Source organism: Paractinoplanes maris (genome assembly GCF_023544465.1).
Lineage (GTDB): Bacteria > Actinomycetota > Actinomycetes > Mycobacteriales > Micromonosporaceae > Actinoplanes > Actinoplanes maris.
The window spans coordinates 168,750-180,862 of record NZ_JALPVL010000009.1 but is presented as its reverse complement, the minus strand read 5'-3'; the positions used below and the strand labels follow the sequence as shown (position 1 = coordinate 180,862).

Genomic DNA, 12,113 nt, shown 5'->3' with positions numbered 1-12,113 from the left:
GTGATCAATCTCCGCGAGTCTTGACCGCACTCTGATCCGCCGCCATGGGCTGGGCGGGGTCGCCGGCGGTTTGCAGGCGGAGCCCGGTGAGCGCGAGCATGTCGATCAGCCAGCCGGGGCCGTCGTTGATGTATCGGGCTGGCAGGAGGGTGGCCAGGTTGCCCTGACCGTCCCGGATGCAGAGCAGGGATGGGTGTCATCAGACAACCGCACCGGGCGCGATCCTTCTCACCAGATCTGTTATAGGTCGACCACTAACTTGATCGCTATGGTGGGTACATGACCGAGACGACCGAGAACCGCTCCCCGGCACAGCACGCGGTGTCCGACCACCTGCGGCTTCTGACCACCGGCAGGCTGGACGCCTGGGCTGAGCTGTACACCGCCGACGCCACGTTCACGTTTCCGTTTGCGCCAGCCGGGATGGTCTCCGAACTGCATGGGCGCGAAGCCCTGATCACGCACATGCGGAACTTCGTAGCCACCTTCGACGTGCAGGCCGTGAATCTGCGCTACATCGCGACTACGAGCCCGCAGATCGCGGTGGCGTTGTGGACGCTGGACGGGACGGCGACGCCCACCGGGAAGCATTTTCACCAGGACTGCTTCGGGATCGTGCAGACCGACGCCGACGGGCTGATCACTCGATACGACGACTACTGGAACCCTCTGGCCGCCGTTGAAGCGCTGACAACCAGCGACCCCGAGGCAACCGGAACCGTGGGTGTAGCCGGCTCTTTCGGTAGCTGAACGGAGCGAACCGGCGGTCCAGGTGCCGTGGATAGGCTGACACCATGCCTGCCGCCGGGACGACCACGAAGAGCGATGAACGCCGTCAGCACGTTGTCGACGCGGCGGTGAGCTGTTTCGCGCGGAGAGGCTTTTACGGTACGACCACGAACGAGATCGCCGAGCGCGCCGGCATCTCGCAGCCCTACCTCTACCGGCTCTTCGCCAACAAGCAGGCGATCTTCGCTGCTGCCGTCACGCACGTCGGCGGCCTGCTGACCGAAACGCTCACCGCCGCCAAGACCGCCAACAACACGATGAGCCCGCCGCAAGCACTGCGAGCCGCGTACAGCACGCTCATCACCGACGGTGACGTCCTGCGCTTCCTCATGCACGCCAACTGTGCCACCGACGAACCGGTCATTCGCGATGCGGTCCGCACGTGTTATGCCCAGCAGGTAACGATCGTCCGCGAGCTGTTGGACGGTGACGACGAGGCGGTCCGGCAGTGGTTTGCCGCCGGCATGCTCGACAACGTCATCACCATGCTCGGCCTCGCCGACGTAGCCGAACCCTGGGCCGCCACGCTCATCGACGCCTAGCCATCGCGTCAGACCATCTTCATCGGGTCCGTGGTGCCGACATTCGCGGACGCGAAATCCGCCAGTGATCAAGCGGTGTCAAAAGTGATGTTCAAACGGTGTCCGAAGGCCTGAAGACAATCAGTCAGGCCGCTCGAGCGGTGGATTGGCCCCATCGGCGTTGTCTTTCGCTGCGGATGCGGGCACGTTCGCGGCGTTGGGCGGCGAGGACGTCAGGATGGCGGGCGTCAGCGTTGCGCCAGCGCAGGTATCGGTGCAGGTGACGGGTCAGCGCCGGATGGTTCGGGTGGTCCGAGCCGGCGATCACGAAGGTGCGTAGCGGCCCGAACTGGGCCTCGATCGGGTTGGCCCAGGACGCTCGCTCGGCGGATCGACTTGAGCGCGGCGAGAGTGTTCACCGCGCTCTTGCGGCGGTGCACGACGCCCCAGAGTTGGTCGTCGCCGACCGAATAGCGGCCGTGGAACTGCCGGACACGGTGCAGCTTGTGATAGTTCGCCGGCAGCCGCCGCGGATGGTTCTTGGGTGCCCAGCCGGAGCCGGCCTGTGGGCGGATGGCCAGCGGCCCGAACTCATCGAACGCGAACACCCGCTGCGGGAAATGTGTGGTGACGTAGTCGATGCGGGCGCCGTCTCGACCGATCGGGCCCTTGTCGCAGCATGGTGTCGTGCGGTGGGGCCGGTCGCGGTGGTCGAGGCCCGGCGTCAACTCGCCGAGCTGATCGAGCTGGTCGAGGACCGCGCCAACCGTGTCACGTCACTGTTCTTGAACCACCACACGCACAACGACGCCGCACGGCGTGAGCTGCTGGACTTCCTGGCCGCCCTCGAAGTGGGCCTGTCGACCGGCTCACGAGCGAGTTGAACACGTCAGGGCTGGGCGACCGGGCCGGCGGTGCCTCGGACCACGAGCTGGGTCGGCAGGGTCACGTGGGCGGCCTCCGGGTCTCCCTTCTGGAGGATCTCGTGGACCAGGCGGCCGGCCACCAGGCCCTGCTCGGTGACGGGCTGGCGGACCGTGGTGAGGTCGAACATGTCGGCCAGGTGGTGGTCGTCTATGCCGACGACCGAGATCGTGTAGGGGACGGCCACACCGGCTCGGCGCAGGGTGCGCAGGGCGCCGAAGGCCACCTCGTCGGAGAAGGCGACCACGCCGGTCGGGGGGTCGGGCAGGCTGAGCAGCTCGCTCATGCCCTCGACGCCGCCGTGGCTGCCCCAGTGGCGGTGCACGACCAGGGCCGGGTTCACCTCGAGGCCGGCCTCCTCGAGCACCGTGGTGAAGCCGCGCAGGCGGGCGCTGGGGGCCGCGTACTCCAGGCTCCACGTCCCGGTTGAGTTGATCATCGCGATCCGGGTGTGGCCGGCCCGGACCAGCTGGGCGGTGGCCTGGCGACCGGCTTCGACGTCGTCGATGCGGACGTGCGGGTGCTCGCCCAGTGTGCCGCCGGCCATGACCACGGTGACGCCCATCAGGTCGAGGCGGCGCCGCTCGTCGTCGCTGATCGGCAGGGCGACCAGGATCAGGGCGTCGACCTGGCGGCGGGCCGGCAGCTCCTCGAAGAAGCGGCGGCGCTCGCGCTCCTGTTTCACCTCGTAGAGCAGCACGTCGAGGTCGGTGCCGCGCAGCCCGGTGACGATGCCGTCGAGCATGGCCGCGTAGAACCAGTGGGCCACGTCGGGGGTCACGACGGCGACCCGGCCGCTGGAGCCGCGAGCCAGGCGGGCCGCGTCGGGTGAGACGGCGTACGACAGGTCGTCGGCCAGCATCCTGATCTTGCGCCGGGTCTCCTCGGACACGCCGGGAGCGCCGCTCAGGGCCCGCGACACCGTGGCGATCGAGACGCCGGCGCGTTCGGCCAGGTCCGTCATGTTCAGGGACACCGGTCGCTTCGTCACGGTCATCACGGTAGAGCACGTAAGCGTTTACGTCACCAGCGTGATCCCGGTTGTGCCAGTTCAGTGAGACATCGAAATTCGTGGTTGACAGCAGCGGTGACGTGTTTCACTCTCGTTTCGTAAACGCTTACGTAGCAGCTCCCGGCGACCACACCGACAGAGGAGTCCCGATGAGGCTGACCCGACTGCTCGCCGTCCTGGCGGCGACGACCTTGCTCCCCACGGCCGCGTGCACGAGCGGCGAACCCGAGGCGCCGGCCCCGGCCTCGGCCTCCGCGGCCGCCGCGGCACCCTCCGGCGGCCCGGCCCGCGAGAACGCCGACCTGGTCATCTGGACCTCCGAGGCGGCGAGCCGGGCGGTCACCCCGATCGCCCAAAGGTTCGGCCAGGAGAACGGCATCACCGTCGCCGTGCAGGTGATCGCGGCCGACCTCGCGGCCAACGCGATCACCGCCAACCAGGCCGGCAACGGCCCCGACATCCTGACCCTGCCCAACGACTTCCTCGGCGGCGCGCTGCAGAACGGCACGGTCAAACCGCTCTCGCTCGGGGCGGCCGACCTCGAGGCGTACGAGCAGAGCGCGATCGCGTCGGTCAGCCGCAACGGCCAGGTCTGGGCATTGCCGTACGGGATGGAGAACCTCGTCCTCTACCGCAACACCAAGGCGGTGCCCGGGGCCCCGGCGACCGTCGAGGAACTGGTGAGCACCGGGCAGGCCGCGGTCAGGAAGGGCACCGTCAAGCGGGCACTCTCGCTGCCGGTCGGGCAGGAGGGCGACGCCTACCACATGCACCCGTTCTTCACCTCGGCCGGCGGCTCGCTGTTCGCGATGGACGCGAGCGGCCAGTACGACACCACAAAGGTCGGCATCGGGTCGCCGGAGTCGATCGCCGCCGCGAAGAAGATCGCGGCGCTGGGCGAGAAGGGCTCCAAGGTGCTGTCCCGCTCGATCGACGGCTCCAACGCGATCGCGCAGTTCACCGCGGGCAACGCGGCCTACCTGATCTCCGGCCCGTGGGCGCTGGCCGACATCCGCAAATCCCAGCTCCCGTACGACATCACGCCCATCCCGCCGTTCCAGGGCGGGAAGCCGGCCGCACCGTTCCTGGGCGTGCAGGCCTTCTGGATGTTGTCGAACGCGAAGAACCCGGCGTTCGCCGAGGAGTTCGTCACGAAGACGATGAACACCCCGGAGGCGATGACCGCCATGTACGAGCAGGACCCGCGCCCACCGGTCCGCACCGACGTGCTGGCCACTGTCTCGGCTCAGGACGCCGACATGGGCAAGCTCGCGGCGGGGGCCAGGAACGCGACGCTGCTGCCCGACTTCCCGTTCATGGCGGGCGTGTGGCCGCCGCTGGGCCAGGCCTACGCCACGATCGTCGGCGGGGCCGACCCCGCGTCCACGATGACCAAGACCGGCCGGACCATCGAGAGCGCGGTCCGGGCGAAGTGACCCGGATCCTCTGTCTGGGCACCGCCGTGGGCACCGCGGCGGCGCTCACTCCCAGTCTGGTCGCCGGCGGCCACTACGTCGTGCTGAGCATCGCCTGGGTTGTCGTCGCGGTGCTGCTGGCCACCTACGCCACCCGCCGGGCGCTGCTGGCCAAGTATCTGGTCCCGGGCACGCTCCTGCTCGTCCTGTTCACCGTGGCCCCGGTGCTGGCCACCGTGCAGATGTCGACCACCAACTACGGCGACGGCACCCGCACCACCAAGGAGCAGACCGTCGCCCGGATCCTGGCCAACTCGGTCGTGCCGACACCGGACTCCCCCACGTTCAACCTGTCGGTGGCCACGACCGGTCCCGGCGGCTTCACCTTCTTCCTGGTCGACCGGGCGACCGGGCGGGCGTACGCGGGAACTCCGGACGGCCTGGCCGAGCTCAGCGCGGAGGCGGTGACGGTCACCCGGGGATTCGTCACGGCGGCGCCCGGCTACACCTTGCTGTCGGCGGCCCAGGTGAACGACGCGGCCGAGCAGTTGCGGGACTTCGCCGTTCCCACCGAAGGCGGCGCGATCCTGCGCCGCGGGCTGCGCGAAGCCTTCGAGGGACGCGCGGTGCTGCGGTACGACCCGGAGAGCGACACCATCGTCGACCAGCGGTCCGGCACGCGATACACCGTGCAGCGCCAGGGCGACCGCGAGTACTACGTCGACAGCGGCGGGGAGCGGCTGTCCGACCAGTCCTGGCGGGCCGGCGTCGGGCTGGAGAACTACCGGCGGGCGTTCACCGACTCGCGCATCCTCGGCGGCTTCCTGCGCATCTTCGGCTGGACGGTGATCTTCGCGGCGGGCTCGGTCCTGCTCACCTTCGCCGTCGGGCTGGCGCTCGCCGGGATGCTCAACGACCCGCGCGTACGGGGTCAGAAGTGGTACCGCTCGATCCTGCTCCTGCCGTACGCGATCCCCGGGTTCATCAGCATCCTGGTCTGGTCGGGCTTCTTCAACCAGGAGTTCGGGCTGATCAACAACCTGACCGGGCTGAGCATCGACTGGCTCGGGGATCCGTTCTGGGCCAAGGTCGCACTGCTGCTGCTCAACCTGTGGCTGGGCTTCCCCTACATGTTCCTGGTGGCCACCGGCGCCCTGCAAGCCATCCCGGGCGAACTCAAGGAGGCCGCCATCATCGACGGCGCCGGCGGGTTCACCGCGTTCCGCCGGATCACGTTCCCGTTGCTGCTGGTGGCCGTGGCGCCCATCCTGGTGGCGTCGTTCGCGTTCAACTTCAACAACTTCAACGTGGTCGAGCTGCTGACCCACGGCGGCCCGTTCACGCCCGACAACCCGGACGCGGGCGCGACCGACATTCTGATCAGCTACACCGTGCGGCTCGCGTTCGGCGCGGGCGGCGCGCAGTTCGGCTTCGCGGCCGCCATCGCCACCCTGCTCTTCGTCATCACCGGGGTGCTGGCCGCGGCCCAGTTCCGGGCCACCCGCAGTCTCGAGGAGGTGCACTGACGTGACAACCCGTTGGTGGCGCGAGGTCGGCTGGCGGCACGCCGGCGGTCTCGTGGCCGTGGTCTTCGCCGTCGTCCCGGTGCTCTACATCGTCTCGGCCGCCTTCAACCCGCTGGGCACCGTGGTGTCGACCGACGTCGTGCCGACCCAGTTCAGCCTCGTGCACTTCCGGTCGTTGTTCGAGGACCCGGCCCGGCCGTTCCCGCGCTGGCTGCTCAACACCGTGGTGGTCTGTGCCGCGGTGACCGTCGTGCAGGTCCTCTCCAGCGCGATGGCCGCGTACGCCTTCTCCCGCTTCCGGTTCCGGGGCCGCCGCGGCGGTCTGTTGACCCTGCTCCTGATCCAGATGTTCCCGCAGTTCCTGGCCGTGATCGCCCTGTTCACCATGATCACCGAACTCGGTGCGGCGGTGCCGGCGCTGGGGCTCAACACCATCGCCGGTTACAGCCTGGTGCTGATGGGCAGCGCGCTGGCCCAGGTGTGGCTGATCAAGGGCTATTTCGACACCATCCCGCGCCAGCTCGACGAGGCGGCCGTGGTGGACGGCGCCGGCCACGCCACCGTCTTCTTCCGCATCCTGCTGCCGCTGGCCCGGCCGATCCTGGCCGTCACCGGCCTGCTGGCGTTCGTCGGGGTCATCGGCGAGTTCCTGCTGGCCTCGATCTTCCTCACCGACACCCGCTCCAAGACGCTCGCGGTCGGCCTCTACGGGATCATCGAGTCCGACCGGTCCAACAACCTGGGCGTCTTCGCGGCCGGCGCGCTGATGACCGCGCTGCCGGTGGTCCTGCTCTTCCAATACCTGCAGCGCTACATCGTCGGCGGGCTCACGGCCGGGTCGGTGAAGGACTGATGCGGCCGGTGGCCGATCCGGCGGCGGTCGTCCGGGGCGAGCACTACCGCATCACCGTGCTCACCGACGGCCTGGTGCGCCTCGAGTACGCCGAGGACGGCGTCTTCGAGGACCGCGCGTCCACCTTCGCGGTCAACCGGCTGCTGCCGGTGCCGGAGTTCCGCGTACGGGAAAGCGATGGCCGGCTCGAGGTGGTCACCTCGCGCTTCCGGCTCACCTACGACCGGGGGCCCTTCACCACCAGCGGCCTCAGCCTCGCGGTGGGCGGTGGGATCAGCGCCTATCACTCGGTCTGGCGGTACGGGCAGCCGCCGCGGGATCTGGGCGGCACGGCCCGCACCCTCGACGACACCGACGGGGCCATCCCGCTCGAACCGGGGGTCGTCTCGCGCACGGGCTTCGCGGTCATCGACGACTCGCACTCGTTCCTGTTCGACGACGAGGGCTGGGTCAGCGCCGGCAACGTCGGCCGCACCGACCTGTACGTGTTCGCCTACGGCCACGACTACGCCGAGGCGGTGCGGGCGTTCTACGCGGTGTCCGGTCCGCCGCCGGTCGTGCCCCGGTGGGCGCTGGGCAACTGGTGGAGCCGGCATCACGCCTACACCGACGAGTCGTACCTGGCGCTGCTCGACCGGTTCGGCCGGGAGGGTCTGCCGTTCTCGGTCGGGGTCATCGACATGGACTGGCACCTGACCGACGTGGATCCCCGGCACGGCAGCGGCTGGACCGGTTACACCTGGAACCGCGCGTTGTTTCCCGACCCGGCCGAATTCCTCAAGAGGGTGCACGACAACGGCCTGCGCGTGACGCTCAACGTCCATCCGGCCGACGGCGTCCGATCGTACGAACAGGCCTATCCGGCGATGGCGGCCGCGCTCGACCGCGACCCGTCCACCGCCGAGCCGATCGCGTTCGACGTCACCGACCGGCGGTTCCTGACCGCCTACTTCGAGGTGCTGCATCGCGGACTCGAGGCCGACGGCGTCGACTTCTGGTGGCTGGACTGGCAATCCGGCCCGTACTCGCGGATCGCCGGCATCGATCCGCTGTGGATGCTCAACCACTTCCACTTCCTCGACAACGGGAAGCTCACCTTCTCCCGGTACGCCGGTCCGGGCAGCCACCGCTACCCGGTGGGGTTCTCCGGCGACACCGTCATCTCGTGGGCGTCGCTCGCCTTCCAGCCCTTCTTCACGGCGACGGCGGCCAACATCGGGTACGGCTGGTGGAGTCACGACATCGGCGGGCACTTCTTCGGCGTCCGCGACGACGAGCTGGCCACCCGCTGGGTGCAGTTCGGCTGCTTCTCGCCGATCCTGCGGCTGCACTCGGCCAAGAACCCGTTCCTCCACAAGGAGCCGTGGTCCTTCCCGTCCCCGGCGCGGGAGGTGATGACAACCTTCCTGCGGTTGCGGCACCGGCTCGTGCCCTACCTGCACACCATGAACCACCGGGCCGGACTCCCCCTCGTGCTGCCCATGTACTACCGCTCGCCCGGCACCGACGAGGCCTACGAGGTGCCCGGCCAATATCAGTTCGGCACCGAGCTGCTGGTCGCCGCGATCACGTCGCCCGCCGACCGCCGGACCGGCCTGGCCCGGGTCCGGACGTGGCTGCCCGAGGGCACCTGGGTCGACGTGCTCACCGACCTCGTCTACGACGGCGGGCGCACCTTGTATCTGCACCGCGACCTGGCCACCATCCCCGTCCTGGCCACCGGCGGCGCGATCGTCCCGCTGGACGGTGCGGCGGTCCCCGCCAACGACCCGGTCGAGCCGGAGCACCTCGAGGTGCTCGTCGTCGTGGGCGCGGACGGCTCGTTCGACCTCGTCGAGGACGCGGCCACCACGCCCCTGCGCTGGCGCCAGGACCAGGGTGAACTCGTGGCCGGGCCGGCGGCCGGGGCCGGGCTGGTCACGCGCACCTGGACAACCACCTTTCCGGCACTCACCGGCGTCGATCCGGTGGCGAGCGTGGACAACCTGCCAGTCCCGGCGGAGATTCACCGCGATGAAACTCGAACATCCATTACAGTCCGAGACGTGCCTGTCACGGCCACGTTACGGATCGGCGTCGGCGCCCGTCCCCGCCCGCGCCGTAACGACGTGGCCGGGCTGCTCTTCACCCGGCTCGACCGCGCCCAGATCGCCTATGCCACCAAGACCCGGGTGCACGAGACCGCCACCGCCGACCGCCCCCTCGCGATCCGCCTGTCAGCCCTGCAGGCCCTGGGCCTGGACGACGAACTGCTCACCGCCATCGGAGAAATCCTGCTAGCGCAGACTCTCGAGGAGATCTGATGCACATACGCCGCAAACTGGCCGTCCTTCTGTCCGTGGTGCTGGCCGGCGGGGCGATCAGCGCCCCGGCCGCCGCGTCCGGCGGTGGCGGCGGCCTCCCGGCCCGCCACTCGCTGCGCGCGCCGGTCACCGACGAGAACTTCTACTTCGTGATGGCCGACCGGTTCGACAACGGCAGCACGGCCAACGACCAGGGCGGCCTCGGCGCCGACCCGCTGGTGTCGGGTTTCGACCCCACCAAGAAGGGCTTCTACAACGGCGGCGACCTGGCCGGGCTGCTACGCCGGATCGACTACATCAAGGGCCTGGGCACCACCTCGATCTGGCTGACCCCCAGCTTCAAGAACAAGGCCGTGCAGCTGGAAGACGGCCCGTCGGCCGGCTACCACGGTTACTGGATCACCGACTTCACTCAGATCGACCCGCACCTGGGCACCAACGCCGAGCTGAAGTCGCTGATCGACGCGGCCCACCGGCGGGGCATGAAGGTCTACTTCGACATCATCACCAACCACACCGCGGACGTGATCGGCTACGAGTCGGGCGCCCGCCGGCCGTACGTGTCGAAGGACGTCTCGCCGTACAAGACCGCCGCCGGCCGGCCGTTCGACGATCGCGACTACGCCGGGAAGTCCACGTTCCCGCCGCTCGACGCGAAGACCTCGTTCCCGTACGTCCCGGTCCTCGACCCGGCCGAGCAGAACCTCAAGGTCCCGGCCTGGCTCAACGACCCCACGCTTTATCACAACCGCGGTGATACGACGTTCACCGGCGAGAACTCCCTCTACGGCGACTTCTTCGGACTCGACGACCTGTTCACCGAGCACCCCCGGGTCGTCCGGGGCATGACCGACGTCTACGAGAAGTGGATCGCCGACTTCGGTGTCGACGGCTTCCGGATCGACACGATGAAGCACGTCAACGACGAGTTCTGGCAGAAGTTCGGGCCCGAGGTGCTGTCGTTCGCGCGCAAGCACGGCAAGCCCGAGTTCTTCATGTTCGGCGAGGTCTTCGACACCTCGAAGAGCTTCACCTCGCAGTTCACCACCCGCGACCGCATGCAGGCCGTGCTCGACTTCCCGTTCCAGGACGCGGCCCGCAACTACGCCTCACGGGGGCAGTCGGCCGCCGCGCTGGGCCAGTTCTTCGCCGGCGACGACTGGTACACCGACGCCGACTCGAACGTCTACCAGCTGCCCACGTTCCTCGGTAACCACGACATGGGCCGGATCGGCAGCTTCGTGCAGGCCGACAACCCGGGCGCCGGCGACGCCACCTGGCTGGCCCGCGACCGGCTGGCCCACGAGCTGATGTATTTCTCGCGCGGCAACCCGGTCATCTACTACGGCGACGAGCAGGGCTTCACCGGCCCGGGCGGCGACCAGGACGCCCGGCAGACGATGTTCGCCAGCCGGGTCCCGGAGTATCTGGACGACGACCTGCTCGGCACCGCCGCCACGCACGCGCAGGACAACTTCGTCACCACCCACCCGCTGTATACCGGCATCGCCGGCCTGGCCGCGCTGGCCAAGCGGCACCCGGCCCTGCGGGACGGCGCGCACCAGCACCGGTATGCCGACGAGGGCCCGGGGGTCTACGCGTTCTCCCGCACCGAGCGGGGCAAGCAGCGCGAGTACGTGGTCGCGCTCAACAACAGTGCGACCGCCAGGACCGCGGCCATCCCGACCTATCTGTCCGGCGGCCGGTTCGAGCGGGTCCACGGCAGCGGACCGGCCACGGCGACCTCGGCCGCCGACCGCCGTCTCACGCTCACCGTGCCGCCGCTGTCCACCGTCGTCTACGCCTCGGTGAGCCGGATCCCGGCCTCGAAGGCGGCCCCGGCCGTGTCCCTGGCCGCCCCGGCCGCCGAGCCGGGCGGACGCATCCAGGTCGGCGCGACCGTCGGCGGCTCGTCCTTCGCCGAGGTCAGCTTCTACGCCCGCACCGGGCGCGGGGGCTGGACGCCGATCGGGACCGACGACAACGCGCCCTACCGGGTGTTCCACGACGTGTCCGGGCTCGCCGCCGGCACCAAGGTGGAATACCGCGCCGTCGTTCTCGACAACGCCGGGCACACCGCCACCAGCGCGACGCGGACGACCCGGGTGGCCGCGCCGGCGCTGACCATCGAGGCGCCGGCCGAGGGCAGCAACGTCCGCGGCACCGTCGAGGTGCGAGCGGTGGCCGATCCGGAGCGGGCCACCCACGTCGTCCGGTTCGAGCGCAGCGTGGCCGGCGGCGCCTGGACCACGATCGGCCGGGACGACTCGTCGCCCACGTACACGGCCTTCGACGACCTGGCCCGGCTCAACCTCGCCGCGGGCACACAGATCCGCTATCGGGCCGTGCTCAGCGATCCGGCGGTGGTCAGCGCGATCCGGACCGTGCGCTACGCCGGCCCGCCGTTGACGACGGCCACGGTGAGCTACCACCGCCCGGCCGGCGACTACAGCGACTGGGGTCTGCACCTGTGGGGCGAGGCGGTCGATCCGGCCGTCCTGGCCCAGATCGCCTGGGACAAGCCGTGGCCGCCGACCCGGATCGAGAACGGCTGGGCGACCTACGAGATCCCGCTGGCCGACGACACGAAGCCCATCAATTTCATCCTGCACCGGCCGAACGGGGACACCGTGCCGACCACCCGTGAGCCGGGCGGCGACCGTTCCTTCACCCCGATCGACAATCCCCGGATCTGGCTGAAACAGGGCGACGCCACCATCTACACAACAGCGCCGCCGGTATAGATCACATAGGCGAACGGCGGCCCGGC

9 protein-coding genes and 1 pseudogene are annotated in these 12,113 nt (G+C 69.5%); 8 read left to right on the top strand and 2 right to left on the bottom strand.

Features of this window, described 5'->3' with window-relative positions; translation table 11 throughout:
• Window positions 1–279: 279 nt before the first annotated feature.
• Both NAG42_RS26285 and NAG42_RS26280 read left to right on the top strand, forming a co-directional pair.
• Window positions 280–750 carry a nuclear transport factor 2 family protein gene (locus NAG42_RS26285; RefSeq protein WP_250033964.1) on the top strand — a complete coding sequence of 157 codons (471 nt, stop codon included), beginning with the start codon at window positions 280–282 and terminating at the stop codon, window positions 748–750.
• 44 nt (window positions 751–794) lie between these two features.
• The gene (locus NAG42_RS26280; protein ID WP_250033962.1) at window positions 795–1,331 is read left to right on the top strand and encodes a TetR/AcrR family transcriptional regulator; all 537 of its coding nucleotides are present in this window, start codon (window positions 795–797) and stop codon (window positions 1,329–1,331) included.
• A 124-nt stretch (window positions 1,332–1,455) separates the two neighbouring features.
• On the opposite strand, the pseudogene NAG42_RS26275 reads toward NAG42_RS26280, so the two are convergent.
• Window positions 1,456–1,954: pseudogene (locus tag NAG42_RS26275) on the bottom strand (IS630 family transposase); the annotation flags it as partial.
• Between NAG42_RS26275 and NAG42_RS26270 the strand changes: the two are divergent.
• Window positions 1,844–2,194 (top strand): DUF6331 family protein, encoded by a 351-nt coding sequence (locus NAG42_RS26270; RefSeq protein WP_250034534.1) that lies wholly within the window; start codon window positions 1,844–1,846, stop codon window positions 2,192–2,194. The pseudogene NAG42_RS26275 and the gene NAG42_RS26270 overlap by 111 nt on opposite strands.
• A gap of 5 nt (window positions 2,195–2,199) precedes the next feature.
• Here NAG42_RS26270 and NAG42_RS26265 read toward each other — a convergent pair whose 3' ends face one another.
• Window positions 2,200–3,225 (bottom strand): LacI family DNA-binding transcriptional regulator, encoded by a 1,026-nt coding sequence (locus tag NAG42_RS26265; RefSeq protein ID WP_250033960.1) that lies wholly within the window; start codon window positions 3,223–3,225, stop codon window positions 2,200–2,202.
• 170 nt (window positions 3,226–3,395) lie between these two features.
• Between NAG42_RS26265 and NAG42_RS26260 the strand changes: the two genes are divergently transcribed.
• From NAG42_RS26260 to NAG42_RS26240, 5 genes are read left to right on the top strand one after another with little or no spacing between them, the layout of a single operon-like run.
• On the top strand, window positions 3,396–4,682 hold the full coding sequence (locus NAG42_RS26260; RefSeq protein ID WP_250033959.1) for a sugar ABC transporter substrate-binding protein: 1,287 nt from the start codon (window positions 3,396–3,398) through the stop codon (window positions 4,680–4,682).
• Complete coding sequence (locus NAG42_RS26255; protein WP_250033957.1) at window positions 4,679–6,187, top strand: ABC transporter permease subunit; 1,509 nt, start codon at window positions 4,679–4,681, stop codon at window positions 6,185–6,187. Before NAG42_RS26260 ends, NAG42_RS26255 begins: the two co-directional genes overlap by 4 nt.
• 1 nt (window position 6,188) lies before the next feature.
• Complete coding sequence (locus NAG42_RS26250; RefSeq protein WP_250033956.1) at window positions 6,189–7,040, top strand: sugar ABC transporter permease; 852 nt, start codon at window positions 6,189–6,191, stop codon at window positions 7,038–7,040.
• Window positions 7,040–9,343, top strand: a complete 2,304-nt coding sequence (locus NAG42_RS26245; RefSeq protein ID WP_250033953.1) for a glycoside hydrolase family 31 protein — start codon at window positions 7,040–7,042, stop codon at window positions 9,341–9,343. Before NAG42_RS26250 ends, NAG42_RS26245 begins: the two co-directional genes overlap by 1 nt.
• Window positions 9,343–12,087: an alpha-amylase family glycosyl hydrolase gene (locus NAG42_RS26240; RefSeq protein WP_250033950.1), complete on the top strand. Its 2,745-nt coding sequence runs from the start codon at window positions 9,343–9,345 to the stop codon at window positions 12,085–12,087. The genes NAG42_RS26245 and NAG42_RS26240 overlap by 1 nt, the downstream gene beginning before the upstream one ends.
• Window positions 12,088–12,113 lie beyond the last annotated feature (26 nt).